Genomic DNA, 26,125 nt, shown 5'->3' on the forward strand with positions numbered 1-26,125 from the left:
TATCATGAATATAAAACATATTATAGCCGCTTCGGCATTAGTTGCCTTATCGGTTAACACCTTCGGGCAAAATGTTAACAAGCTAATAAAACGTGCCGATGTGGAACGGATTATCAAAACCCTTTCGGCCGATGACATGCAGGGCCGCGGTACATTTACACCGGGCATTGAAAAAGCAGCCAAATTTATAGCTAATGAGTTTAAGCAGATAGGCCTTACGCCATTAACGGGCAATAAAGGTTACCTGCAAAGCTTCAGCATTAACCGTTCAACACCGTTAAAATCAACAGTGAACATTAACGGGACTGAATTATCTCCCGATTCGGCATTTGTATCTGCCGGGGCTTCCTTTACATGGGATAGCAACAGCGGCGCGGAGGTCGCAAAAATTCCAGCAGGAGCCAACTTCAGGGAAGAGTATTTTAAATATATAGAGAGCGGCAAAAAAATGATCATCATTGTTGATACTTCATTCCATGCTATATTTAAACGGATAAAACAGCGCTCGGCCGACGGTCAACTTGTAGCAAAAGGCAGCGAAAAACAAGCCCTTGTTTTTATATTGGGTAAGTACGATGAAGTAAAGAATTACACTGTAACTTACGAAAGCAAAACCGAAGAACTGCCTTTGGCCAATGTTGTTGGTGTGTTAAAAGGTAAAACCAAACCTAAAGAGTTTGTGATCTTTTCGGGCCATTATGATCACCTTGGTATTATTAAACCAATGGATGGCGACAGCATAGCCAACGGTGCAGACGATGATGCATCGGGCACCACGGCGGTTATTTCATTAGCCAGGTATTACAAAAAGCTAAACAACAACGCCCGCACCTTAATTTTCGTTGCCTTTACAGCCGAAGAGATTGGCGGTTACGGTTCACATTATTTTTCGGAGAAGGTTGATCCTGAAAAAACTGTAGCCATGTTCAATATTGAAATGATTGGTAAGGCTTCAAAATTCGGCACCAACTCGGCATTTATTACCGGTTACGAAAGGTCTAACTTCGGTACCATTTTGCAAAAGAACTTGAAAGGTACCGTGTTCCAGTTTCACCCGGATCCGTACCCAGAGCAGGAGCTTTTTTACCGCAGCGATAATGCCACACTGGCTCGTTTAGGAGTACCGGCACACAGTATTTCAACAGACCAGATAGACAGCGATAAATTATATCACACAGTAAAAGATGAGTTCAGCTCGCTGGATGCAGGCAACATTACCTCAACCATTAGAGCTATCGCTTTAAGCTCGCGCACTATAGTAGGCGGCAAGGACACGCCTACACGCATCGCTAAAGAAAAATAAGAGGAAGCTATTTATATAAAAACGTTTTTATTACCGTTAATTGAGCATGAAAAGATTTGGTTTCTTATTGGTTTGCGCGTTCATTATGTCATCAGCGTACGCGCAAACCAAAACTACTATAACCCGCCAGGTAGTTAGGTACGAAGTAAAAAATATGGGCATTACTACCGAGGGTAAATTTAGCGGCTTACAGGCCGACATAAAATTCACCCCGGCACAATTGTCCACCAGCAGCATCGAAGCATCGATAGATGCCAACTCCATCAATACCGAAAACACCAAACGCGACGAACACCTGCGCAGCGAGAAGTTTTTTGATGTGGCGCATTATGCAACCATTACCTTAAAATCGGTTTCGTTTCAGCAAAAGAGTGGTAATAACTTCAAGTCGAAATTTAACCTTACCATAAAAGGCAAAACCAAAGCGGTTGATGTACCATTCACTTATATCGAAACAGGCAACACAGCCAGTTTTAAAGGTAACTTTAAAATAAACCGTAACGATTTTAACGTAGGCGGCAGCAGCATGGTACTAAGCGACGAGGTAACCGTTTTTATTGAGGCGGATATTACTAAATAACAATTTCATAAAGTTTAGTTGATAACTAATACCCTCTAAAGGTTAACTTTACGGTATGAAACTGCGTGTACTTGTTTTTATCAACGCCTTTGCCGTTGCTGTTACCTTATCTGTTGCCAACTACTATTTTCAACATAACTGGCATGCTGTGATCGTTACCTTTTCGGTGGCGCTTATTATCAGCTTCCTGATATTTTATTACCTGATAGAGAAGTATATCTACTCGAAGATAAAACTGATCTACAAACTGATACACAACCTTAAACTGGGCCGCGACCTGCGCGATGCCCTTGGCGAACACGTAAGCGCCGACCCCATTAACGATGTGGAGCACGAGGTAAAAGAATGGGCAGCGCAAAAAAAGGACGAGATCAACGAGCTGCGCAAACAGGAGAAGTTCCGCCGCGATTTCCTGTCGAACATATCGCACGAGTTTAAAACCCCGCTGTTTGCCATACAGGGATATATTGATGCCATACAGGATGATGACCTGGAGGACAAGGATATGGCCCGCCAGTTCCTACAAAAGGCAGCCCGCAATGTTGACAGGTTGAGCTATTTGATCAAAGACCTTGACGAAATTTCTAAACTGGAATCGGGCGAGATACCGATCAATTACTCTAAGTTTAAGATCAACGATCTGCTGCGCGAGGTGATCGAGGCATCGGAGATGAAAGCTAAGCAACACCACATCAAGCTGATATTCAAGCAAAAATACGACGACTCCATATTGGTATATGCCGACAGGCAGAAGATAAGCCAGGTGCTCATCAACCTGATAGATAACTCCTTAAAATACGGCAAAGAAGGCGGCAACACGGCCGTAAGCTTGTTCGACCTGCACGAGCAGGTACTGGTAGAAATTACGGATGATGGTATCGGCATTGAAGAGAAATTTTTGCCGCGATTATTTGAGCGCTTTTTCCGTACCGATACCAGCCGTTCAAGGCAGATCGGTGGCTCGGGCTTAGGACTGGCCATTGTTAAGCACATTATAGAGGCGCACCAGCAAACCATCAACGTGCGCAGCACCGAAGGATTAGGTTCAACCTTTGGCTTCACATTGCAAAAAGCTAAGCAGAATTTGCCCTTCCCGAGTTTACCAACGCTAAAAAGTTAACATTAACTTAACATTGCAAAGTTACCTTTGTCGGAAATACGATTACGATGTCATTAAACAGTATATTTCAATACTTTGTACCTAAAGATAAAAAGGTTTTCTTTCCATTATTCGAGCAGGCTTCAAACAATGTGGTAGCAATGGCAACCATTTTAGTAGAGGCAGTTAACCTAAACAATGTTGCTACTAAAGAGGAGCTTTTTAAGCAAATTGATAAGTTAGAGAACAAAGGCGACGAAATAACCCACCAGATTTACCTGGAGCTTGGCAAGAACTTTATTACTCCTTTCGACAGAGAAGATATACACGCACTGGCAACCGCTATTGATGACGTAGCCGATTATATACACGGTGCCGCTAACCGTATGAGCCTTTACCGTATTGACGCCCCTAACGATCATATCAGCAAATTATCTGAACTGATATTACAGGCCAGCATCGACCTTGAAAAAGCCGTAAGGGAACTGAAAGACCTTAAAAACGTACGTAACATAGCTGATTCATGCATCAGGATAAACAGTGTGGAAAACCAGGCCGATTATGTATTTGACCGCGCCGTTGCCGACCTGTTCCTGTACGAGAAAGACGCTATCCAACTGATAAAATACAAAGAGATATATGCCGCGCTTGAAACCGCGACAGATATGTGCGAGGATGCCGCCAACGTAATGGAATCAATTTTAGTTAAAAACGCGTAACTTCCTTTATACCACCACACATGGTTACTTCCCTGCTTGTTGTAGTAATAGTTCTGGCAATCATTTTCGATTTCATCAATGGTTTTCATGATGCCGCCAACTCTATCGCTACCATCGTATCAACAAAAGTACTTACGCCTTTTCAGGCCGTGTTATGGGCAGCAGCCTTTAACTTTCTGGCTTTCTTTGTTATTAAAGATCACAAAGTAGCCAATACCATTGCCAAAATTGTATTGCACGATTATGTAACCATCCATGTAATTATGGCCGGTTTAATTGCGGCCATCACCTGGAACTTAATTACCTGGTGGTTCGGTATCCCATCCAGCTCGTCGCACACGCTTATCGGCGGGTTTGCCGGTGCCGGTATGACCAACGCCTTATACATGGGTCATAATATGTTAAGCGCTGTTAAAATGGATTATGTTATCCAGATCATATCCTACATTGTATTGGCGCCGTTCATTGGTTTATTTATCGCTTATATTATTACCATACTCATATTACACCTGTGTAAAAATGCCAAGCCCTCTACTGCCGAACGTTGGTTTAAAAGAGGTCAGTTGGTATCATCAGCCGCGCTAAGCTTTGCACACGGTGGTAACGACGCGCAAAAGGTAATGGGTATCATCTACGTATCGTTGGTAACTACCAACGTTATTACCGATGGTATGCCAATGCCGGAGTGGATCCCGCTTACCTGTTACAGCGCTATCGCTTTAGGTACCATGTCGGGCGGTTGGAAGATCGTTAAAACCATGGGTACCAAAATTACCAAGGTAACCCCGCTTGAAGGTGTAAGTGCCGAAACCGCGGGTGCCGTAACATTGTTTATCACCGAACGTTTGGGTATACCGGTTTCAACTACGCACACCATTACCGGTTCAATTATCGGTGTGGGCTTAACTAAACGTGTATCGGCTGTACGCTGGGGTGTAACCATTAACTTGGTTTGGGCATGGATCATCACCATACCTATTTCGGCCTTGATAGCCGCGGGGGTTTATTCGCTGTTCCGCGTATTCGCTTAACAATATTGAATCAATTCACAATATATTATCCCGGCCAGTAAAACCGGGATTTTTTGTTTTTATCCCGTTTCAAAATATACTTATAGCGGGCATGTTACAGTAAGTATTTCGAGATGAACGCTAAACCATTTACCTTTATAAAGGTTTAAACTACATATGAAAAAAGCATTTTTACTAATCCCCGCCGCATTATTATTGTTAGCGCCACTATCAGGCTGCGACACCCTTAACCAGGTAGCACAAACTGCCGGGCAACAACTGGGCAACCCATCAGCCTTAGAAATAGCATCGGGCCTTAAACAGGCTTTGGAGCAAGGCACCACCAAAAGTTCGGGCCAGTTATCGGCAGTAGATGGTTTCTTTGGGAACGCGGTAGTGAAAATACTTTTTCCGCCCGAAGCACAAAAAGCTGAAAAAACATTACGCTCTTTAGGTTTGAACAGCCTATGCGATAACGTGATACTATCCCTTAACCGCGCTGCTGAAGATGCTGCCAAAGAAGCAAAGCCCATCTTCATCAATTCAATAAAACAGCTTACCCTGCAAGATGCCACCAACATATTATTCGGTAATAAAGATGCCGCTACCGAATACTTTAAACGCACCACAGTTAACCAGCTCACCGAAAGATTTAAACCCGTTATACAAGCCAGTTTAAGCAAAGTTAACGCTACCAAATACTACAGCGATGTAGTTACCGCCTATAACAAAGTACCACTGGTTAGCACCAAACTTAACCCCGACATCAGCGCCTACGTAACCCAAAAAGCTATTGAAGGCCTGTTTGTAGAGATAGCCAAAGAAGAACTGAACATTCGCCAAAACCTATCGGCACGCTCAACACCATTATTGCAAAAGGTGTTTAGTTATGCGGATAAGAATAAGAAAGGTTAAGGATAGATGCAAGAGTAGAGATTCAGGAGACAAGATAAAATAGGCAATGCTGTCACGAGTTTAGCAAAGCTAAACTCGTGACCAAATATGGTGTAAGCTTTCAGCTGCCAACATGCCGGGTCACGGGGTGCAACCCCGCGACAGCGAGAGAGACTAACGAACTGCCCTGTTGAATGTGCCGTCAGCAAACAGCTTCGGGCGAAAACGGGCAGAACTTTGGTGGCCATGAGCGGAAAGGCGGGCATAGTGAACTTGTTGCATGTGGGGAGGGAAAAGAGCGTTGGGGCAAACGTTCCAGCCCTAAGTTCTGACTGTTTTGCAGGGGAATGGCCTTGTGCGGCAAAGAAGCCTTTTGCTGGACATGACCTTTTGCTACTTTTGGGGCACAGCCAAAAGTAGTAGCCGCTGCGGCAATGAGCAGACTGGCATTGAGGAAATCACAAGCAAAACCTAAGTAGAGATTGCTTCGTACCTCGCAATTGACGATGGTTTATTTAGGAAGCTGAAAAACGCGACGAGATTGCTTCGTACCTCGCAATGACACGATTGATTTAATAGTGATGACAGCTTGATGTATACAGATGCTTCGTACCTCAGCATGACAGGTTTTTCATGGGTTTGAGTAAGAAAAAGTCTTAAAACAGCTTCAACTGTTCACTCACTTCATCCCTTTTAACTTTAACAGCCGCCTCTCCAAAGTTTGATAGCGAGATTCCTAACAAGCGGATGCGTTTATCATCAATACCAGATGCAAGCAATAGGTGCTTCGCAGTGTTACCAATAGTTTCGAGATCGCCTACCGGGAATGGAAAAGATTGGTTGCGGGTGATCTGCCGGAAATCGTGGTACTTTATTTTGAGGGTTATGGTGCGGCCTTTCAGGTTGTATTTCAGCAGGCGGTTGTAAACCGTTTGGGCAATTTTATCCAGTTCGTCGTACATTTCTTCAACCGTGGTAAGGTCATAAGCGAAAGTATCTTCCGCACCCATCGATTTGGTTTCGCGGTGAGGCTGTACCGCACGATCATCTACACCACGCACTATCTGGTAATAAAATTTGCCAACCTTACCAAACCGGCCTGTGAGTTCATCTTGTGTGAGCTTTTTTAAATCGGCACCAGTGTGTAACCCCATTCGCTTCATCTTATCGGCCGTAACTTTGCCTACGCCATGAAATTTCTCCACGGGTAGTTTCTCCATGAATGCCTCAATAGCCGATGGACCAATGAATTTCAAACCATCGGGTTTATTAATGTCAGACGCGATTTTGGCCACAAATTTATTGACAGATACCCCTGCGGAAGCCGTTAGCTGCAACTCATCCTTTATGGCCTGTTTTATTTGCTTGGCAATTTCAATGGCCGAACCCACATTCAGCTTGTCATCGGTAACATCAAGATAGGCTTCATCCAGCGATAGCGGCTCTATCAGGTCGGTATACCGGCTAAAGATCTCCCTAATCTTTTGCGACACTTCTTTGTAAACTGCAAACCGTGGCCTCACAAACAAAGCATACGGACAAAGCTGCAAAGCCTTTTTTGAGGGCATTGCCGAACGGATGCCAAACTTACGCGCCTCATAACTCGCAGTAGCCACCACACCTCCCCTGCCCTCGGGCGGGCCACCAACTACCAAAGGCTTGCCCCGCAATTCGGGATTATCCCGTTGCTCAACCGACGCGTAAAACGCGTCCATATCAATATGGATGATCTTACGGTAAGTAATGGTGCTTTCATTCTCCATCGGTTATGTAAAATTACGGAGAAGTATTGAGTTGTGGGTATTGGGGTTCGAGGTTTCAGGTTCCGGGATCGGATGTTGGGGTGGTGCAACTCCGTGGAAACCTTCGTATTCCTTATAGTTAAATCAGGAACATGATCCCCTGTTTCCATCTTAAATTTATAACTTGCAGCTATGGCTAAATTACGGCGATTACAGCGGGCTATTGATTTCATTGAGCATCCATCATCAAGCGGAGTCATCTTATTAAGCTGTGTGATTATCTCGCTGGTTATCGCTAATTCATCTTTGGGCAATGCCTTTAATCATCTCCTTAACAGCCATCCCGGTACCGAACTTTCTGTTTCCGCATGGATCAATGACGGACTGATGGCTATATTCTTTTTGATGGCCGGCCTCGAAATTAAACGGGAAATAGTAGAGGGCGAACTATCAGATATTAAAAAAGCTACTTTACCTGTGTTGTGCGCTTTGGGCGGCATGCTGTTCCCTGCCGTTATTTACGCTTTACTGAACCAAAACACCACTACATCCGCCGGCTGGGGAATACCCATGGCTACCGACATAGCCTTTGCCATAGCCATTTTAAATGTGCTGAAAAAGTTTATTCCGGCATCGTTAAGGGTGTTTTTAACGGCGCTTGCCATTGTCGACGATCTGGGCGCCATAGTAGTTATCGCTGTTTTTTACTCCCAGGGTATCCATTACGATCAGCTGCTTTATGCAGGAGGCTTTTTTGCGCTGTTGCTAATATTTAACGCGTTCCAAATAAAACATATCGCCTTTTATTTGATACCGGGTGTATTCATCTGGTATTTTATTCATCACTCCGGTGTACATGCTACGGTGGCGGGGGTATTAACAGCCATGGCTATCCCGGTAAAAACACGGTCGGGTTATCAGCCGGTAGCCGTGCTGGAGCATAAGTTATCAAACCCTGTAAATTTTCTAATTATCCCGTTATTCGCGCTGGCTAATACCAATATCCGGTATGAGGGTGGTATGTTAGGCGGGTTATTTAGCCCATTAGGATTGGGGATAATTTGCGGATTAGTTTTGGGCAAATCATTGGGCATTTTACTAATGGCCTGGGCGGCAGTAAAATCGAAATTAAGCAAACTACCGGAGCAGGCAAATTGGATACACATGGCAGGTGTGGGTTTGCTGGCAGGCATCGGTTTTACTATGTCGATATTTATTGCACTGCTATCGTTTAACACACCGGCCCTGCAAAGCGAAGCCAAGTTTGCTATATTGGTAGCATCTGTTTTGGCTGCATCCGCCGGGTATATCTGCCTGAAAGCTTATTCCGCAAAACAAAAAACGGTGGCAAATAAATAGCTATTCTATAATCACGGTTTTATTGTTGTACACAAATACCCTGTCGTCAAATACCAGTTTCAGCGCTTGTGCCAGTACCGATGTTTCTACTTCTTTGCCGGCGTTCATCATGGTGGCGGCGGTGTAGGTATGGTTTACGGGGATGATCTGCTGGGCGATGATCGGGCCTTCGTCCAGCTCGTCGGATACGAAATGTGCCGTTGCGCCTATCAGTTTTACACCACGTTCAAAGGCTTTGCGGTAAGGGTTTGCGCCAACAAAAGCAGGCAGGAATGAATGGTGTATATTGATGATCCGCATCGGGAAATGCTTATTAAAATCTGCCGACAAGATCCGCATAAATTTGGCCAGTACAATGTAATGCGGATCGTATTGCTGTACCAGTTGGGTTATTTGCTGTTCGGCTTGCAGCTTGTCCTGCGTTTCGTACGATACATGGTGAAAGGGCACATCAAAACGCTTGCAGATATCTTCCAGCACGGTGTAATTACCAATTACGCATTGCACTGTAGCCCCCAGCGTACCAAAATAATTACGGATCAGTATATCTGCCAGGCAATGGTACTCTTTGGTTACCAGCACCACTACTTTTTTATCGGGCTGTGGGTTTATTTTGATCACAGCATCGGCAGGCAATATGGCTTGCAATTCCTGCTCTAAATCAGGGCTAACCGTATCTCCGGCCACTTCCAGACGCATAAAAAACAGGTTTTCGGCAACATCAACATGCTCGCCAAGCGAGATAATATTGTATTGATGTTTAGCCATCAGGGCAGATATGGAAGCCACTAAACCCACCTGGTCGCGGCACTGGATAACGATGATCATGCTGAATTATAAATTGCCGTAAAGTTATAAATTGATGCCGATGCTCAAAGTGATCTGTTGGTTTACAGCGATTAAAATTATAGTCATTAAAAAAGGGCACCGTTGCCGATGCCCCCATTAGTTCTATAATTGGGATAAAGAATCGCCTGTGTTTGCAGGTTTCCCTCATCCTTAATTAAAGAAGACCTTTAAAAAGTTGATTCAGCCGCTAACAGCATTTATTAGCATGGCGATATTAACAGTACAGTTACCATGCAAACATTTTCAATTAATTAAATAATTTACATTAAAAGAGAATGAAACACATTTTCAAACTTTTGCTTTTGCCGCTATAAATACTACCTTCGGCCTAATGCCGTTTAAGCAAAAAACAAACATCTATGCTGAAACCACTATTTTCTTTTATGCTGATGGCCGCTGCTTCGGCAAGTTATTCGCAAAGCAGTGCTGATAGTACCACAATGCGATCTCCGGTAAAAACGCTGAACCTGAAGCAATATGATGCCCTGCTGAAAGGCGAAGATGTATACGATATGGCACTGGCCGGTGAGCTTAACCATTATCCGTCGCCGGGTAAGGTGCTCGATTATAAGAAAGAGCTTGATCTTAGTCCGCAGCAGGTAACTAAACTTACGACTATCAATACCGAACTCATCCGCAAAAAGAAAGAAATGGGTGGTTTCATTATTAAAAATGAGCGGGTAATTGACAGCCTTTTCCGCACTAAAAAAGCAAACGACGGCAACATTATCTTCTTTACTAATCGCTATGGCATATACCAGGGCGAGTTGCGCAATGCCATTTTACAGGCATGTGTAAAGGTGCAAAGCTTGCTGACACCCAAACAGATAAGCAAGTTTGAACGTTTGCTTAACGGTAAATAACAATATGCCATTACAATTACTTAAATTTGCCCCGGAAAGAATTGTATGAAGATCACATTTGACTTTGAAAAACCTTTAGCCGAACTGCAAACGCAGATTGATAAGGTTACACAGATAGAAGATAAGAACAAGCTGGATATGTCGGCTACGCTGGCAGAGCTTAATATTAAGCTTGAAGAAGCTAAAAAGGAAGTGTACGGCAACCTTAACGGCTGGCAAAAGGTACAGATCTCGCGTCACCCTGAAAGACCATACACCCTGCAATATATTGAGCTGATTTGCGATGATTTTATTGAGCTGCACGGCGACCGTACCGTTGGCGACGACAAAGCGATTGTTGGTGGTTTTGGTACCATCAACGGCCAAACAGTAATGATCATCGGTCACCAAAAAGGCCGTAACACCAAAGAGCGCCAGTACCGCAACTTCGGTATGGCTAACCCCGAAGGTTACCGCAAGGCTTTACGCCTGATGAAACTGGCCGAAAAATTTAACAAACCTGTAGTTACCCTGATAGATACACCGGGAGCATTTCCGGGCCTGGAAGCTGAAGAACGCGGACAAGGTGAGGCTATTGCCCGTAACCTGTTAGAGATGTCGGTACTTAAAGTGCCTATCATTTGCGTTATCATTGGTGAAGGTGCATCAGGTGGCGCATTGGGTATAGGCATCGGCGATAGGGTATTAATGCTGGACAACTCATGGTATTCGGTAATTTCTCCGGAAAACTGCTCAACCATTCTGTGGAAAACATGGGAGAACAAAGAGCGCGCGGCAGAGGTATTAAAACTTACCTCAACCGAAATGCTGAAAAACAAACTGATTGACGGCGTGGTGAAAGAACCGCTTGGCGGCGCTCACCAGGATCCGGTTGCTATGGCAGCTATCCTTAAAAAGCAATTGCTGAAGGATTTGAAAACCCTGAAAGAAAAGAACATTGACGAACTGGTAACCGAACGCATAGATAAATTCTGCTCAATGGGCGTAGTTATCGAAGGCGACCAGGAATAACATAGAAAAGCCTCTCCAAAACGGAGAGGCTTTTTTTATTTCAAAAAGTTGTCAAAGCTAAAGTATAATAGAGCGGTAAGCTAAGTTTATTACTCAAAAGCGACGAGATTGCTTCGTTCCTCGCAATGACAAGCACTCACAACTTACAACCCAAAACCTACAACTTACCACCCTTCGCCCACTTATTCAATAAAGTTATCGCATCAAACAATACGCCTGCTTCGCCGCGGAAATCGCCTGAACCTTTGGGGGCGCCGGTTTGTACATCGTACCATTCAAAAAAGCCTTTGTTGGTTATAGCGCGGTTAACCATCGGGACAATGTTTTCGTAGGCTTCCTGCGGCATGTTGTATTTGAGCAGGGCTTCGGTCATGCGGCCGCCGAACCATGTCCAGTCGCCGCCGTTTTGGTAAACGTAGGGATGATCGTTAGGGTATTCTTCTTTAGGGTATGGCGGGTAAACCGTCATGCCGATGGTAGCATATTTCTCTTTGGCAGCCATAGCGATCAGCTGGCGGTTGATCTCCTGTACCTCGGCACGGGTATTAAAACCGGCCAAAATAGCGCAGATAGAACCGCCGCTATAAATGATCTCATCCTCGTTGAACGATTTGGAGAACGGGCTGCCATTAAGATAAATATGCGGTTTGTATTTCTGTTGTTTAGCCATCCACAAGTGCTTGCGTACGTTGGCCTTTATATTTTGTGCTACCACACCCCAGTTGCGTTGGGTTTTGTACGATGCAGGCTTGAACGACAGGAAATTATTGATAGCGATAACGAACATGGCATTATCGTAAATATCAATAGCCCACTTGGTTTTTTGGTTAATGGCTACACCCCAGCCGCTTTCGGCCTGTACATCGCCCCAGTCAATAGTGGTAGCGCCGGTAACCAGGCCATATTTTGCCGACCAGCGGTCTTTCATTATATAGTTCATGGCATCCTCTATGCGTTGCAGTACAATGCGGTCGCCAATTTTTTCGGTAAGGATGGTTTTGTCGCCGGTTACATCGATATATTTTTTGATGGCTTGTATCAACGACGATTCCTGGTCGGTTTCTACCGTGTTTTTGTGCGCGGCCCAGCCGGGTAACAGTTTTGAATAGCGGTACTGGTAACCAACGCCTGCTTTGGCACTGTCAACTACGCCATCCACAATATTGCCGTCGGTGCCCTGTATCTGAAAAAACATCAGCAGCATCTTTTTTACTTCCTCTTTCGGGTGTGCAACCAGCGAGCCCTTGATGAAGGTATTAAAATCGCGGATCCATACCTCATTATAAGAAGTACCCGCCGAAAAGCCATTCAGCAGCTTTTTCGCACGCACGGTAATAGTGTCGAAATCTTTATTTTCAACAATGGCTTTAGCCAGTTGCCGGTTATGCTTTACTTGCGCGTTAGCACCAAAACAAAGGCAAAATAAAATTGCCGGGATAAGTAGTATACGTTTTTTCATTTACAGCGAAGATTAAACTAATTGGTTGATAGCTTACAGATCGCCGTAAATGTATGTACATATAATAATACTTGCAATAGTTATTATACTTTTTGTGTAGATATGGTTTTTACCACCCCGTTTATTTTAACCTTTACCTTACTATTTTGTGGGTTAGTGATGTGATAATAAGTTATTTTACCATCTTTCCAGCGCATATCAATGGTGAAGTTTCCGCGTGCTCTTATGCCTTTAACTTCGCCGGAAGGCTTCCAGATATCTGGTATGGCAGGCAGTAATTCGATATAGCCTGCGTGACTTTGTATCAACATTTCGGCAATGGCAGCCGTGCCGCCAAAGTTACCATCTATTTGAAACGGCGGCCCTGCCGATAGCATATTGGGGTAAATACCGCCGCCATCGCCATAGTTCATAAAAGTGGCCAGGGTTGGCGATATAAACTGGTTGAAGAGTTTGTACGCCCGGTTACCATCGTGCAGCCGTGCCCACCAAAGCATTTTGTATACGATAGAAAAACTTGGCCCATCATCGCCGCGTGCTTCCAGTGTTTTCTTGCTGGCCTCCGCCAAATCGGGTGTGCTTTCGGGGGTGATGAGCGGGGCCGGGTACAGGCCATACAGATGCGAGATACAACGGTGATGCGGCTCCAGCTCTTTGTAATCTTCCAGCCATTCCATCAGCCGACCATCTTTGGCTATCACTCCGGCAGGTGGTATCTTTTTAAGCTGTGCCGATAGCTCATTGCGTAGTTGGGCATCTACCCCCAAATCCTTAGTGGCAGTGATCACGTTATTAAACAGCTCACGGATGATCTGGTTATCAATAGTTGGCCCCATGCAAATACTGGCATGAGTATCGGTGCCCGGCACATAAAAACCATTCTCGGGCGATGATGATGGCGACGTAACCATCCACCCGGTTTTAGGATCGTGAATGAGCATGCCGTTATAAAACTGGGCGGCACCTTTCAGTATAGGATATATATTGCGCAGGTAGGCCTTGTCATTTGTAAACTCATAATGTTGCCAAAGGTTATCGCACAACCAGCCTGAACCTACTTTTGTAATACCCCACGAAGCTGCTTCGCCGGGCTCGGTAAAGCCCCATATATTGGTAATTACGTGCGCCACCCAGCCATCGGCGTCGTAATAAGCTTTGGCGGTTTTCTCGCCGTTTTTTACCATGCCCTGCACCAGTTTGGCCAAAGGCAGGTTCAGTTCCGAGAGGTTGGATACTTCCAGCGGCCAGTGGTTCATCTGTACATTAATATCAAGGTGGTAGTCGCCCGTCCACGGGGTTACTATCTGGTTGGCCCATAAGCCCTGCAAGTTGGGCGGCAGCAATCCTACACGCGTACTGCTGATGCTAAGGTAACGGCCATATTGGTAAAACAATACCGGCAAGCCATTATCGGCATTGGGGTTGGCGTGAAATTTCTTTAAACGTTCGTCAGTAGGAACGCCTTGCATATTATCTGCACCCAGGTTTAGCGTTAACCGGTTAAACAGTTTTTGGTATTTGGCGATGTGCAGCTTCTTTTCGGCAGCATAAGGTACTTTCATAGCGGCGGCAAGTATTTTGGCGCTGTTCTGTTTGTACAAGGGCTGTTTCAAATCGGTTGCCGCAGATAGGTAGATGATCACTTCCGTCGCGTCCTTAATGTTCAGCGATTGTGCATCAGCGGACAACGTACCGCCTTTCAGCTGCGCTTTTACCCGGGCAATGTATTGCATGCCCTTGCCATCAATACCATTATCCAGCTGACCAAACATTTGCAGTTCGTTTCCCCGCGTGGCGGTAGTCGCCCTTTCGGGCCGGTTCATTTCTATCTTTAAATTCAGCTGTCCCGGTTTGTCCGCCGTCAGCCTGATCACATCCGCGTCGGTACCGAAACTGGTGAAATATTCACGTTTGTAATTTACTCTGTTCACAGTAAAACGGGTAGTAGCTATGGCGTTGTTAACGGATAGGTCGCGGTAGTAATTCTGATATTTTACAGCGGTATCCGTGCCTTTATAACTGAACGATAATTCGAGGTTGCCCAAAGTTTGGAAACAACCATAATTAGCTCCCTCCGAGCCTTTGCCGGTACAAATGAAATCTTTATTGATAATGTCCTGCGCCTTATCGTTCTTGCCTTCCAGCAGGAGTTGCCTTATTTCGGGCAGGCGTTTGTAGGCGTTGTAATTATTGGCATCCTGCGGCGCCCCCGACCATAGCGTGATATCGTTCAACGTAATTCTTTCGTGCCGCACGCCGCCGTCGGGCATCATGCCTAAACGGCCATTGCCCAGCGGCAGGGTTTCTTCCCATTGGGCCGCGGGTTTGGTATACCATAATTTTAAGGGCGAATTTTGGGCGTAAGTGTTAATACAACATGCGCACAGCAGTAGCAGAAAACATAAACGTTTGGTCATATAGCCTGAATGAATTTTCGGTTTAATAATTTATTCAATATTACGCTAAGGCAGGCAAACGGGCTTTCACAAATACAACTATTATTTGCACAAACCCGACCAGCTTATACTTATGATTTGCATATTTGCTACATTGCGTTTATATAAGGCATGAACAAAAGCATATTACGATCAACGTTTTCATTACTCAGTACTGATCATGTCCGCTTAAATAAAAGCTGGAATTATAAGAATGTAACCAGTACTTTTTACCGCCTGTACCTGATAGATGGCGGCGAAGGCAAGCTCTACAATGCTGCCGATACCGTGAAGCTTGAAGAGGGCTACCTGTACCTTGTGCCCAGCTTTACCACCTGCAATTATTATTGCGATGATTATTTAAGCCAGTATTATATCGCCTTTATTGAAGAATCAGCAGATGGGGTATCGTTATTTTCGGCCAATAAAAAGATCTTTAAGCTGCCCGCGAGTGCTTATGATGTTGAATGTGTAAAACGTGTATTACAGCTTAACCCTAACCGTAGTCTGCATGCTTCCTACAATCCATCGGTATATGAAAAACGCCCTGTGCTGAAAAGTTACCACGAGCTCAATAACAGCACGCTTACCTCAGCTTATATGGAAACCTGCGGGATTTTGCTGCAATTACTCTCCCGTTTTTTAACGCCCGATGTTTTCAGGGTGACAGATAAAAGCGTTATACACTCTAAAATTGCGGATGCCATTAACTACATTCAAACCAACCTGCAAACCAACCTTACCGTTGCGGATCTGGCTACCAGGGCCAATCATAACGCCGATTATTTTTCGCGGTTGTTTTACGAAAATACAGGCGAGCGCCCGTTAGCTTATATTCAGTCGAAAAGAATTGAGCGGGCACAGTTACTGCTCATTACCACCAATATGCCATTCTACGAAATAGCCGCCGAAACCGGTTTCGATAGCCTCTCTTATTTTTCGCGGATATTCAAAAACATCACCGGACAATCGCCGGGCGGGTATAAAAAGGATAACCTGATGGTATAAAAAAAATCCTGCCTGCGCAGTAACGATACCGGCAGGCAGGATAGTAGTGATAGAGGAATAATTTAATACATTATGGCATCACGACCAAAAGCCCTGTGTTTTTATTTGCGATGATGAATAACCCTGCTGCTTAAGCATTTTACGCAGCTGGGCTACCATGGTGTTGTTGCCGGCCAGATAGAACACCGTATTTTCCAGGCTATAATATTGTTCAAGCACCCATTCTATCAGGCTGTGGTGCCCGTAAATATCTTTGCGCGGCACAGGTTGCAAGGGCGATTTAAAGTATTCGCCGAACTGCTGGCGGTGATCTTCGTTACCCATTACTACCGCTCCCGAAAAGCGGGCAACCGGCAATACCATTTGTTGCAGGGCCAGCATGTGGCCAAGGCTGCTCTCGTCGCCAAGGGCAATAACTGCCGATACAGGCTCGGGACTGTGATGGGTAAAGCCTACTGTTTTAAGGTAGCCAATGATATCGCCTTTGTTTAAACCTTTGGCCCAGTTACTACCGGGGCCGTTGTGCGCGGCATCAACAAAAATGGTGCAGGTATTGGTTTCGGCATCCCAGCCCGATGGCGTGTAATCGCGGAAGGTTAGGTCATCAACCCTGAATTTGATGTAGGGCACCTCGTCCCACTGCTGCATGTTAACAAGAGGTAAGTGCAGGTCGATCTCCACAAGGGTAGATGGCTCCCACTGCCTCACTTCAAGTACGGTACCGCTTTGCAGCAATTTATGTTCGAGGAAACGGCTGGCCGTTTTGCGTATTTTATGTAAAGTGGATGTTTCCATGTGTGATAAATTTAATATCACAAAGAAAGCGCATAAGCGCTTCGGCAACAATGGCACACTTAAGGTAATGATTGGACTATTTGCGGTAATGCGTTCTGAAAGCTAAAGGAGTACTCCCCTCAGCCTTCTTAAAAATGCGCGAAAAATAGGCATGATCTGTATAGCCTAAAGCATGCGCTATCTCTTTAACATTCATCTCGCTGTAATAGAGTAAGCGCTTGGCTTCCAGCATTACTTCGTGCTGTATCCAGTAACTCACCGATAGGCCGGTCACCTTTTTTAAGGCCTCATTAAGGTAGCTCTCGGATACATTCAGTTTTTCGGCATAAGCTGATGGACTTTTAAGCGTACGCAGGCTTTCTACCAGTAACAGTTTAAACTGCTGCGCCAACTCAACCGGTCGCGATATGGTGATACCCTGATTACTTGAACAGCTAAAGCAGCCGGCAGCCATCCCCAAAAACGATTGCAGCAGCGAGTGCATTACCGGCAGGCAAAAAGGTTGTTTCTCATCCTCCGCGTATTTTTCAAATAGTAAACCAAGCACCTCGCGGCATTGGCGCAGCTGCGTATCATTTAAAGCGTAAGGTTGCTGCAAGAAAAGCTGATTTTCGAAGATCTTTCGGTAATCGGGTGGTATCAGCAAGGTATCTATCGCCATAAACCAGCCGCCTGCTACTACATTATTAATGCGATGGTGCACCTGTCCGGGTAAAACATAGTACAGGCAGGGCGGCGAAAAGCGGATCTCGTGGAAATCGATCATCAACGAAGCATCGCCACTTTCTACCAGAAAAAATATATAATGATCGTCGCGATGGGCACCGAGTGTTTCGGCCTTGTAATGCGAATCACCCGGAACAAAGTGAAACAATTCCATCCCGGAGGTGGCCCTGTCTTTTAACTGATGTAACGGGATATCTTTCATGTAGCGCTCAAATGTAAATAATTGTTGTGAATTGAAAGGAGTTGTAGGTTGTGTGGGATTCAGGTTTGGGGTTCCGGGCTACGGGGCTTGAGGATTTGAGATTTGGATGTCGAGGGCAACCTACTCCCCATCGTCATTGCGAACGTAGTGAAGCAATCTTTAAGCTATACAGAGCCGCTTTGCAAATTGGGGATTGCTTAATGTACAAACCTTAGACTTATTTAGCATTGACAACTTTAAAAAGTTGTCAATGCTTTTCTATTAAGGTGACTCACCCTGTCATCGCTGCGCTTGACATCCCTCTCTGCTGCGCAAAGAGGGAGTTTTAGTTTTTTAATTCACTGGCGGGGTGAGTCCTATTTTTAATAACCAATAACCACCTCACTCCTATCATTAGCCAGCAAGCTATTCAGTTTTACCGCCTTTTCGTTAACTATTACCGCTTTCAGACCTTTATCAAAACCGTGTAATACCAGCTTTATTTTATCAAAGCGAGATATAAAACTGCCTTCTACTTCAGATAAGGTAATGGTTTTTGCCTGCGAATCGAAGCTGATGGTGCGCTTGTAATAGGTACCATTTTGGTAGTTATAGGTGTCACCATCATCTTCGTAGTAAACATATTTGGTCGCGTCGTTGCCGTTCCAGATGTTGAGTTCGAGGATGCCGTCGCCTTTTTCGCTGGTGCTTTGTATTACGCTTTGCATCGGTATAATGCTGCCGCCTTTTACAAACACGGGCAAATCGGTTAGCGGCGCAGGCACAACAACGGCCTGTGCTCCCTCATACAGCTCTCCTGTAGTTAAACGGTACCAGTTGCCTTCGGGCAGGTAAACGTCGGCCAGTAGCTTGGTGCTTTCTACCGGGGCTACCAGTAACGCGTCGCCAAACATAAACTGGTTTTGATATTTCAGGTTGAATACGTTTTCATCATTAGTGTGATGGATAGCCAGCGTACCACTTAGGGGCAAGCCTGTTTGGGCCGAATGGTAAAAACCCGAATAAATATACGGCAGCAATTTATAACGCTGCTCAATATCCTTCTTAATTACCTTTTCATTTACATCGCCCCAGTGCCATGGTTCGCGCATGGCAGTACCAATTTCGGCATGGTTACGAAACATCGGGATGTATACCCCTAACGAATTCCAGCGCAGCATCAGTTCGGGTGTCGGGTTGCCGGTATAACCACCAATATCCACACCCGCGAATGACATGCCTACTAAACCTAAACTATTGATCAATCGCTGACCGTACAGCATGTGTTCGTCGGTGGCGGTGTTGTCACCCGTCCACACGGCGGAGTAGCGTTGAGTACCGCAATAGGCCGCGCGCGTTAACACAAACGGGCGTTTATTGCCGAGTATCTTGCGGGTACCGTTGTAGGTGGCTTTGGTCATTTCCATGCCGTACACGTTACGCACCTCGCCAATATATTTATCGCCAAACTTAACGTTAAGCGGAATGTTTTGCCCCCAGGCAGCGGGCTCGTTCATGTCGTTCCAAAAGCCCTCGATACCCGGTTCAGTAAGCGCGGTGAACGATGCGCCCCACCATTCTTTTACCTCGTCGTTAAAAAAATCGGGAAAGTAGCAGCGGCCAGGCCAAACGCTGGCAATATACTTATCGCCGTTGCTGTAAGTGGCAAAGTAATCCTTGGCTACACCTTCATCGTATTGCTTGTAACCTTCCTCCACCTTTATACCGGGGTCAACAATGCTTACTACTTTAAAGTTGATGGCTTTTAGCTGGTCTATCATGCCTTTCGGATCGGGGAAAGCCTCTTTATTCCAGGTGAAGATCTTATAGTTGTCCATGTAATCAATATCGCAATAGATCACATCGGCAGGTATATTCCTTTTCCTGAAATTGGCGGCAACATCCAGCACCTCTTCGGCGCTCATGTAGCTGTAACGGCATTGCTGATAACCCAAACTCCACAATGGCGGCATATCCATACGACCGGTTAACCAGGTATAATCCTTTATAATTCCGGCTACGGTTTGCGCACCGAAAAAGTAATAGTTCATATCCCCGCCATCGGCACCAAACCAGCTCATTTCATCATCGGTAGTAGCGCCAAAATCGAAATAGCTTTTATGGGTATTATCAAAGAACAACCCGTAAGTCAGCCCATCATGCAGACCGATAAAGAACGGGAAGGTTTTATACAACGGATCGGTTTCAATGGTATGCCTCGATGCATCGGTATTCCAATTCACATAATGCGTACCGCGGCGGTTAAGCCCGCCTGTTTTTTCGCCCAGGCCAATAAACTTTTCATCGGCATACAGCTTACGGTAATTAACTACCCGCTCACCCTGCCAGTTCACACCAAAACGGCTATCATCCTCGCTTAAAACCTTACCATCGGCAGTGTAAAAGCTAAAACGCAACGGCGCCTTACCTACAATCAGTTTTAACGCGCCGGTATCAATTGTGATATCATCAGCAGTTTCGATATACTCAATATCCGTTTCCGCGTTTTGTATTACCGCGAAAGAGGTATCAGCCTTATCCGGGTTACGGGTAATATTAACCCTGATAATTGCCGCATGGTATACCGATATTTTAGCCGTTGCGGTGGCCGTTTTAAGTATTAAAACATTGCCTTGTTTAAGTATATTTTCTACGTTGCCTGTTTCTGTCATAGTTGTTTAGTCAATCGTCAGTAGTGAGTAGTTGTCGTCAATAGTCATTATTGGATGAAGAATAGATTCTTCGTTCCTCAGAATGACAGTACTTACCGGATGGGTTAATCCGTCGATGCCAATAAAGTGCTATTAAATGCAAAAATCCCGCCGTGTGGGGCAGGATCTTTGTTTTATTTTTTAATTATGCCCAAAGGTTGGCCGGATAAGTTCCGTTATTTACCAGCTCAGAGATATTTTCCTGTACAATTGGCTTGTCTTCTTTGTAAGTTACACCAAACCATTTGTTGGCAGTTGGGATAACTTTGAATGAAGCTACGCCGGATTTGATCAGCTCATCAGCCACCAACGGAATAAAGAACTCTGCTTTAGGGTTGGTTTCGTTAGCTTCAACAAACTTTTTGAACATTGGCTCGCTTTGTTTGAACACAGCCGGAGTAAAGCCCCAGAAGTTCATTGATACGCGGGTATCGTTAGGTAGCGGGTACTCAACACCACCATCTTCGTAAACTACGCTGCCATCTTCTTTAAAGTATACTTGCGTACGCTCGTTGATCTCTATCATATTGCCATCTTCAACTTTACATACACCGCGAGATACCGAACCGTTTTCTGATAAGGTTTTATCAATTTGGTAACCTACCAGTGAGTAAGTATCGTCAGATGCTTCGGTAGTTAAAAATTTGGCCATTTTTTCAAACGCGTCGAAACCGTAAAAGTCATCGGCGTTGATAACGCAAAACGGCTCGTTCACCTGGTTGCGGGCAGCCAATACAGCGTGCGCGGTACCCCATGGTTTAGCACGTTCCACTTCTTTCTCAATACCGAAAGGTTTAAGATCAAAGCCTTGAAACACGTAATCAGTTTCAACCTTACCTTTTAATTTAGGCTCAAATATGGTTTTAAAGTTTTCGGCAAACTCTTCGCGAATGATGAAGCTTACTTTACCGAAACCTGCTTTAATAGCATCATATATTGAATAATCGATAATGGTTTCGCCGTTAGGGCCAAAGCCATCTACCTGTTTCATACTGCCATACCTGCTGGCCATACCTGCAGCTAATATTAATAACGTTGGTTTCATATTTTAAATGTGATTATGATGTGTGTCAATTTACCGTATTGATCGCCAATGATAGGTGTTGATGATTAATTCAGCGTATTTTATGCTTTAACAAATTATTTATTACCTGATGTACCTGAAATCCTGTCCGGCCTCAATGGTGAGCAAGCTTTCGTATATCAGGCGTATTACGTTATCTACGTCTTCCTTGTGTATCATTTCAACCGTGGTGTGCATGTAGCGCAGCGGAAGCGAAATTAATGCCGATGGTACACCGCCGTTTGAGTAAGCGAAGGCATCGGTATCGGTACCTGTCGACCTTGATGATGCCTGGCGCTGAAAAGGAATATTAGCCTTTTGCGCGGCAGCAATCAGCAGCTTGTTCAGGTTGGTTTGTACCGCCGGGGCGTAAGATACTACCGGGCCACGACCGCAAGCCAAATCGCCCTGGGTGATCTTGTTGATCATCGGCGTAGTGGTATCGTGCGTAACATCGGTAACAATGGCTACGTTTGGTTTAATGTGGTGCGCTATCATTTCGGCACCGCGTAAACCTATTTCTTCCTGCACTGCATTTACTATATACAGGCCGAAAGGTAATTTGATATTGTTCTCTTTTAATAAACGGGCAACCTCGGCAATCATGAAACCACCGGCACGGTTATCCAGCGCGCGGCCAACATAATAGCGGTCGTTAAGCACCATAAACTCATCCTCATAGGTAATTACACAACCTACATGGATCCCCAGTTTCTCCACTTCTTCTTTTGAGGTGGCGCCGCAATCAAGGGAAATATTCTTAAGGGTTGGAGCTTCTTCCTTTTCGCCGCCACGGGTGTGGATGGCCGGCCAGCCGAAAACCGCTTTTACCACGCCGTTATCGGTATGGATATTTACACGTTTCGATGGCGCTATCTGGTGATCAGAACCACCATTGCGGATCACGTAGATCAAACCATCGCTGGTAATGTAGTTTACAAACCATGATATTTCATCGGCATGCGCTTCAATTACTACCTTGTATTCGGCATCTTTATTAATGATACCCACCGCCGTACCGTAGTTATCCACATAATGTTCATCAATATATGGTTTGATATACTCAAGCCACATTTCCTGCCCTTTCCACTCGAAGCCGGTTGGAGAGGCATTATTGATGTATTTTTCAAAAAATGATAATGATGTTTCGTTAACTACTGGAATATGTTCGGGCGTATCCGTTTTCTTTTTAGCCATGTTTCTCACTTAAAATAGACTTTTTAGCAAAGCCTATGGCAAATATAATAAAGCTGATGAGCTTTGAAATTTATTGCAATGCTTTTTGCAATATTTCATAATCAAACCCGCCACGGTTAAAAAAGTTTCCGGTTTGTGTAAATCCCGCGCGGGTATAAAATTTAATGGCCGATAAACGCGCGTTGCACCATAAGCGACTGCCGCCTTCGGTTATGGCAAAGTCGGTAATGTATTGCAGCATGGTGGTGCCTATACCCTGTTTTTGCAAACCGGGATCAACCGCGAACTTGCGGAACTGAAAATCTTTATCATTTTGAAACAACGACACTACGCCGATAAGCTTTCCATTTAAAAAAGCGCCGAAATGGATGCCATTGGTATCTTCGTCCATCTTCATTTCGGCAAGGTGTTGTTGCGGGTATAGTACTTCCTGGCGTAGGCGCCAGGTTAGCTCGGGGCGTATTTGTTCAATAAATAATTGCGACATAGTATATAAAAACGAATATCTGCATAGATGTTATGCATATCAAACAAAAAAACCCGGACGAGCCGGGTTTTTCTTCATTATTTTTTCCAAACGTTATTGTCCGGGTTTACATCAGGTAATACTTTTTCAGGGTCGTAGGTAACTGATTCTATCTCCTCTGTCGATGGATGTTTGTAAATGAAGGTGCTGTTACGCTCCCAAATCTCTACCGGCAGGTTTACGCGGTCAACCTTACCGCTTTTCAGTTTAATATCTAATATAGTTGGCATTGGCAGTTTTTCCATGCTAACCAAAGTGATCAGCGCGCCTTTTGAAGCATCGCCATCAATATATTTAAGATCGGTTACGGCAACATCATGTCTCCAGTTGTTCACAAACCAGCCTCTCCAAAACCACTGTAAGCTTTCGCCTGCGGCATTTTCCATAGTACGGAAGAAATCATCAGGTGTAGGGTGCTTAAACGCCCATCTTTCCACATAGGTACGGAAAGCGAAATCGAACCGCTCTTTACCTAAAATTTGCTCGCGTAATAAAGTTAAGCCGGTACCCGGTTTAAAGTACAACAGTAAACCGTTGTTACGCTCTTTGAGGTTGGTTGGCGCGCTCATTACGGTTTCCAGATCAGGCTTGGTCAGGTAATCACCTACACGTTCCATATCGGCTGGCTTTTTCGGCGCATATTCGCCGCTGTTAAAATCGGCAGTGGTAAGGGTGTTGATAAAGGTGTTGAAACCTTCATCCATCCAGCCGTATAAACGCTCGTTCGAGCCAACGATCATCGGGAACCAGGTATGACCGAACTCGTGATCATTTACACCCCAAAGGCTTCCTTTTTTTGCTTTGTAACCGCAAAATACAATACCCGGATACTCCATACCGCCAACAATACCGGCAACGGCTGTAGCAGCAGGGTAAGGATATTCAAACCATTTTTTAGAGTTGAACTCTACCGATTTCTTTACGTATTCGGTTGAACGGCCCCATGCGTCGTTGCCATCGCTTTCTTCGGGGTAAGCCGAAATAGCTAATGATTTTTTACCGCTTGGCAGGTCCATTTTGGCAGCGTCAACAATAAACGATGCTGATGAAGCCCATGAAGCATCACGCGCGTTCTTAATTTTAAAGCGCCAGGTTAACTCCGCTTTACCGCTTGGACGGGATGCCGGGTTGGTAACTTCTTTAGCAGAACGGATGATCACCGTCTTTTCGCTCGCAGCTGCTTCTGCCCAGCGTTTTTGTTGCTCGGCAGTATATACTTCCTGCGGGTTCAGTAACTCGCCCGATGCTACCACAATATGGCTTGCCGGAGCGGTAATGCTCAGGTCGAAATCGCCATACTCCAGGTAAAACTCACCCGGGCCGCTGTATGGCACGGTGTTCCAGCCTAATACATCATCATACACGCACATACGCGGGTACCATTGTGCAATGGTGAATACTTTTCCGTTTTTGGTTGCTAATACACCTGTGCGGTCTGATCCATAATCAGGAGAAACGAATGAATAATCAATTTTAATTTTGATCTGTCCGCCGGCCGGTGCAACTTCTTTGGGTAAGAAGATCTGCATACGAGTATCGTTGATCAGGTATTTCAGCTCGGTATCGGTACCGGCAATTTTAACCGATTTAATTTTATAACCGGCATCAAACACCTGGCCATGGCCACCGTTACGGCTGCCGGTAACCGGTACAATTGCCGAACCGCGCGAATCTTGTTTAAACAAGTTCTGGTCGAGCTGCATCCACAGGAAACCTAATTTTTGCGGACTGTTATTGGTATAGGTTAATATTTCAGAACCTGTAATTTCACTTGTTTGATCGTTTAGCTTCGCGCTCAGCTGATAGTCGGCGCGGTTTTGCCAGTATTGGGCGCCCGGCGCGCCATCTGCCGCACGAAATTCATTACCGTTTTTGGTGTAGAAAAGGGGGGCGAAAGCGTCGTGATAGTTATACTTAGATACGGGTTGCCCTCCTGTAGCCGACTCCTGCTGTGCCTGCACTGAACTTGCAATACCCAAGAAAGCCAGTAGCAAACCAGCCGTGGATTTAAAGGTCATGTTAATTAGTTTTTGTTTTAAAAGGCAAGTATACTACAAATTGCCTTAACAGGAATAAGCAGTAAAGCTTTTGTTACCAAAATATTTATTCAAAGCCAGTTATGCCGGCTCCGAATAAATATTAAAAAGAAAATTAGTTATCGATAACAGCATGCAGAACTCGTGCTGCACAGGGGAACCGCTTTTAAAGTTTTATCCCCTCTTGAGAGGCATAGGCGTCAACTTAAGTATTGATCGATGAAATATTTACTTGAGAAAGTAAATATTATAGCGGCATATCGACTCACCCCGACTTTGCTTCGCTCGTCACCCCTCTCTCCGCAAGCGGAAAGAGGGTTTTTTGTTATTTTAGCCCTCTTTCCGCTTGCGGAGAGAGGGCAGGTCCAGCAAAGCGTAGACCGGGTGAGTTAACTATGCGGTTTGCTTAAACCCTTAAGTTGACGGCTATGCTCTTGAGAGGGGGCGGGAGAGATCGAGTGTTGGCGGGGTGTGTATTTGAACATTTCTATTCCAAAGGCCCCCCCCTTCACCTCTCTCAAGAGGGGAATCGCACAATTCCGTTGCGCAATGTTTTAAA

The 26,125-nt window shown here is 45.0% G+C and carries 21 protein-coding genes; 10 read left to right on the top strand and 11 right to left on the bottom strand.

Annotated elements, in window-relative coordinates; translation table 11 throughout:
* The first annotated feature begins 4 nt into the window (after window positions 1–4).
* From AC07NA_RS19550 to AC07NA_RS19575, 6 genes are all read left to right on the top strand, one after another.
* Window positions 5–1,303, top strand: coding sequence for a M20/M25/M40 family metallo-hydrolase (locus AC07NA_RS19550; protein WP_494899200.1), 1,299 nt, complete (start codon window positions 5–7; stop codon window positions 1,301–1,303).
* Window positions 1,304–1,349: 46 nt separating this feature from the next.
* Complete coding sequence (locus AC07NA_RS19555; RefSeq protein ID WP_494899201.1) at window positions 1,350–1,883, top strand: YceI family protein; 534 nt, start codon at window positions 1,350–1,352, stop codon at window positions 1,881–1,883.
* Between the two features lie 55 nt (window positions 1,884–1,938).
* Entirely contained in the window at window positions 1,939–3,003 is a 1,065-nt protein-coding gene (locus tag AC07NA_RS19560) for a sensor histidine kinase (protein WP_345212805.1), read from the top strand.
* 47 nt (window positions 3,004–3,050) lie between these two features.
* On the top strand, window positions 3,051–3,701 hold the full coding sequence (locus AC07NA_RS19565) for a DUF47 domain-containing protein (protein WP_345212804.1): 651 nt from the start codon (window positions 3,051–3,053) through the stop codon (window positions 3,699–3,701).
* A gap of 20 nt (window positions 3,702–3,721) precedes the next feature.
* The gene (locus AC07NA_RS19570; RefSeq protein WP_345212803.1) at window positions 3,722–4,732 is read left to right on the top strand and encodes an inorganic phosphate transporter; all 1,011 of its coding nucleotides are present in this window, start codon (window positions 3,722–3,724) and stop codon (window positions 4,730–4,732) included.
* A gap of 156 nt (window positions 4,733–4,888) precedes the next feature.
* Entirely contained in the window at window positions 4,889–5,626 is a 738-nt protein-coding gene (locus AC07NA_RS19575; protein WP_494899202.1) for a DUF4197 domain-containing protein, read from the top strand.
* A gap of 635 nt (window positions 5,627–6,261) precedes the next feature.
* Here AC07NA_RS19575 and dinB read toward each other — a convergent pair.
* On the bottom strand, window positions 6,262–7,368 hold the full coding sequence (dinB, locus tag AC07NA_RS19580; protein WP_494899203.1) for a DNA polymerase IV: 1,107 nt from the start codon (window positions 7,366–7,368) through the stop codon (window positions 6,262–6,264).
* A 171-nt stretch (window positions 7,369–7,539) separates the two neighbouring features.
* Here dinB and nhaA point away from each other — a divergent pair, with 171 nt between their 5' ends.
* A complete protein-coding gene (gene nhaA, locus AC07NA_RS19585) occupies window positions 7,540–8,706 on the top strand; it encodes a Na+/H+ antiporter NhaA (RefSeq protein ID WP_494899204.1) in 1,167 nt (388 codons plus the stop codon).
* Here the strand turns inward: nhaA and purU are convergent, their stop codons facing one another.
* Entirely contained in the window at window positions 8,707–9,534 is an 828-nt protein-coding gene (gene purU, locus AC07NA_RS19590) for a formyltetrahydrofolate deformylase (RefSeq protein ID WP_494899205.1), read from the bottom strand. It lies immediately after the preceding gene.
* Window positions 9,535–9,914: 380 nt separating this feature from the next.
* Here purU and AC07NA_RS19595 point away from each other — a divergent pair, with 380 nt between their 5' ends.
* Window positions 9,915–10,418 carry a hypothetical protein gene (locus AC07NA_RS19595; RefSeq protein ID WP_494899206.1) on the top strand — a complete coding sequence of 168 codons (504 nt, stop codon included), beginning with the start codon at window positions 9,915–9,917 and terminating at the stop codon, window positions 10,416–10,418.
* A 45-nt stretch (window positions 10,419–10,463) separates the two neighbouring features.
* Window positions 10,464–11,429 carry an acetyl-CoA carboxylase carboxyltransferase subunit alpha gene (locus AC07NA_RS19600; RefSeq protein ID WP_345212795.1) on the top strand — a complete coding sequence of 322 codons (966 nt, stop codon included), beginning with the start codon at window positions 10,464–10,466 and terminating at the stop codon, window positions 11,427–11,429.
* Between the two features lie 157 nt (window positions 11,430–11,586).
* Here AC07NA_RS19600 and AC07NA_RS19605 read toward each other — a convergent pair whose 3' ends face one another.
* Window positions 11,587–12,888: a glucosidase family protein gene (locus AC07NA_RS19605; RefSeq protein ID WP_494899207.1), complete on the bottom strand. Its 1,302-nt coding sequence runs from the start codon at window positions 12,886–12,888 to the stop codon at window positions 11,587–11,589.
* 83 nt (window positions 12,889–12,971) lie between these two features.
* Window positions 12,972–15,305, bottom strand: a complete 2,334-nt coding sequence (locus AC07NA_RS19610) for a glycoside hydrolase family 95 protein (protein ID WP_494899208.1) — start codon at window positions 15,303–15,305, stop codon at window positions 12,972–12,974.
* Between the two features lie 150 nt (window positions 15,306–15,455).
* Between AC07NA_RS19610 and AC07NA_RS19615 the strand changes: the two genes are divergently transcribed.
* The gene (locus AC07NA_RS19615) at window positions 15,456–16,331 is read left to right on the top strand and encodes a helix-turn-helix domain-containing protein (RefSeq protein WP_494899209.1); all 876 of its coding nucleotides are present in this window, start codon (window positions 15,456–15,458) and stop codon (window positions 16,329–16,331) included.
* Window positions 16,332–16,409: 78 nt separating this feature from the next.
* Here AC07NA_RS19615 and AC07NA_RS19620 read toward each other — a convergent pair whose 3' ends face one another.
* The 7 genes from AC07NA_RS19620 to AC07NA_RS19650 all read right to left on the bottom strand — a co-directional run bounded on the left by AC07NA_RS19620 (window position 16,410) and on the right by AC07NA_RS19650 (window position 25,548).
* On the bottom strand, window positions 16,410–17,126 hold the full coding sequence (locus AC07NA_RS19620; protein WP_494899210.1) for an SIP domain-containing protein: 717 nt from the start codon (window positions 17,124–17,126) through the stop codon (window positions 16,410–16,412).
* Window positions 17,127–17,202: 76 nt separating this feature from the next.
* Window positions 17,203–18,054 carry a helix-turn-helix domain-containing protein gene (locus tag AC07NA_RS19625; RefSeq protein ID WP_494899211.1) on the bottom strand — a complete coding sequence of 284 codons (852 nt, stop codon included), beginning with the start codon at window positions 18,052–18,054 and terminating at the stop codon, window positions 17,203–17,205.
* A 362-nt stretch (window positions 18,055–18,416) separates the two neighbouring features.
* The gene (locus AC07NA_RS19630) at window positions 18,417–20,705 is read right to left on the bottom strand and encodes a glycoside hydrolase family 31 protein (RefSeq protein WP_494899212.1); all 2,289 of its coding nucleotides are present in this window, start codon (window positions 20,703–20,705) and stop codon (window positions 18,417–18,419) included.
* Between the two features lie 184 nt (window positions 20,706–20,889).
* Entirely contained in the window at window positions 20,890–21,789 is a 900-nt protein-coding gene (locus AC07NA_RS19635; RefSeq protein WP_494899213.1) for a nucleotidyltransferase family protein, read from the bottom strand.
* A gap of 102 nt (window positions 21,790–21,891) precedes the next feature.
* Window positions 21,892–23,004 carry a M20/M25/M40 family metallo-hydrolase gene (locus tag AC07NA_RS19640; RefSeq protein ID WP_494899214.1) on the bottom strand — a complete coding sequence of 371 codons (1,113 nt, stop codon included), beginning with the start codon at window positions 23,002–23,004 and terminating at the stop codon, window positions 21,892–21,894.
* 70 nt (window positions 23,005–23,074) lie between these two features.
* Window positions 23,075–23,491, bottom strand: a complete 417-nt coding sequence (locus tag AC07NA_RS19645; RefSeq protein ID WP_494899215.1) for a GNAT family N-acetyltransferase — start codon at window positions 23,489–23,491, stop codon at window positions 23,075–23,077.
* A 77-nt stretch (window positions 23,492–23,568) separates the two neighbouring features.
* Window positions 23,569–25,548 (bottom strand): M1 family metallopeptidase, encoded by a 1,980-nt coding sequence (locus AC07NA_RS19650; RefSeq protein WP_494899216.1) that lies wholly within the window; start codon window positions 25,546–25,548, stop codon window positions 23,569–23,571.
* Between the last annotated feature and the right edge of the window lie 577 nt (window positions 25,549–26,125).

It is taken from the genome of Mucilaginibacter sp. GW821-FHT07G05 (assembly GCF_059418565.1).

What these genes read in the sequence shown, in the direction of transcription:
- AC07NA_RS19550 (WP_494899200.1), top strand. Translation starts at nt 5, where the DNA reads ATGAATATAAAACATATTATAGCCGCTTCGGCATTAGTTGCCTTATCG.
- AC07NA_RS19555 (WP_494899201.1), top strand. Translation starts at nt 1,350, where the DNA reads ATGAAAAGATTTGGTTTCTTATTGGTTTGCGCGTTCATTATGTCATCA.
- AC07NA_RS19560 (WP_345212805.1), top strand. Translation starts at nt 1,939, where the DNA reads ATGAAACTGCGTGTACTTGTTTTTATCAACGCCTTTGCCGTTGCTGTT.
- AC07NA_RS19565 (WP_345212804.1), top strand. Translation starts at nt 3,051, where the DNA reads ATGTCATTAAACAGTATATTTCAATACTTTGTACCTAAAGATAAAAAG.
- AC07NA_RS19570 (WP_345212803.1), top strand. Translation starts at nt 3,722, where the DNA reads ATGGTTACTTCCCTGCTTGTTGTAGTAATAGTTCTGGCAATCATTTTC.
- AC07NA_RS19575 (WP_494899202.1), top strand. Translation starts at nt 4,889, where the DNA reads ATGAAAAAAGCATTTTTACTAATCCCCGCCGCATTATTATTGTTAGCG.
- dinB (WP_494899203.1), bottom strand. Translation starts at nt 7,368, where the DNA reads ATGGAGAATGAAAGCACCATTACTTACCGTAAGATCATCCATATTGAT.
- nhaA (WP_494899204.1), top strand. Translation starts at nt 7,540, where the DNA reads ATGGCTAAATTACGGCGATTACAGCGGGCTATTGATTTCATTGAGCAT.
- purU (WP_494899205.1), bottom strand. Translation starts at nt 9,534, where the DNA reads ATGATCATCGTTATCCAGTGCCGCGACCAGGTGGGTTTAGTGGCTTCC.
- AC07NA_RS19595 (WP_494899206.1), top strand. Translation starts at nt 9,915, where the DNA reads ATGCTGAAACCACTATTTTCTTTTATGCTGATGGCCGCTGCTTCGGCA.
- AC07NA_RS19600 (WP_345212795.1), top strand. Translation starts at nt 10,464, where the DNA reads ATGAAGATCACATTTGACTTTGAAAAACCTTTAGCCGAACTGCAAACG.
- AC07NA_RS19605 (WP_494899207.1), bottom strand. Translation starts at nt 12,888, where the DNA reads ATGAAAAAACGTATACTACTTATCCCGGCAATTTTATTTTGCCTTTGT.
- AC07NA_RS19610 (WP_494899208.1), bottom strand. Translation starts at nt 15,305, where the DNA reads ATGACCAAACGTTTATGTTTTCTGCTACTGCTGTGCGCATGTTGTATT.
- AC07NA_RS19615 (WP_494899209.1), top strand. Translation starts at nt 15,456, where the DNA reads ATGAACAAAAGCATATTACGATCAACGTTTTCATTACTCAGTACTGAT.
- AC07NA_RS19620 (WP_494899210.1), bottom strand. Translation starts at nt 17,126, where the DNA reads ATGGAAACATCCACTTTACATAAAATACGCAAAACGGCCAGCCGTTTC.
- AC07NA_RS19625 (WP_494899211.1), bottom strand. Translation starts at nt 18,054, where the DNA reads ATGAAAGATATCCCGTTACATCAGTTAAAAGACAGGGCCACCTCCGGG.
- AC07NA_RS19630 (WP_494899212.1), bottom strand. Translation starts at nt 20,705, where the DNA reads ATGACAGAAACAGGCAACGTAGAAAATATACTTAAACAAGGCAATGTT.
- AC07NA_RS19635 (WP_494899213.1), bottom strand. Translation starts at nt 21,789, where the DNA reads ATGAAACCAACGTTATTAATATTAGCTGCAGGTATGGCCAGCAGGTAT.
- AC07NA_RS19640 (WP_494899214.1), bottom strand. Translation starts at nt 23,004, where the DNA reads ATGGCTAAAAAGAAAACGGATACGCCCGAACATATTCCAGTAGTTAAC.
- AC07NA_RS19645 (WP_494899215.1), bottom strand. Translation starts at nt 23,491, where the DNA reads ATGTCGCAATTATTTATTGAACAAATACGCCCCGAGCTAACCTGGCGC.
- AC07NA_RS19650 (WP_494899216.1), bottom strand. Translation starts at nt 25,548, where the DNA reads ATGACCTTTAAATCCACGGCTGGTTTGCTACTGGCTTTCTTGGGTATT.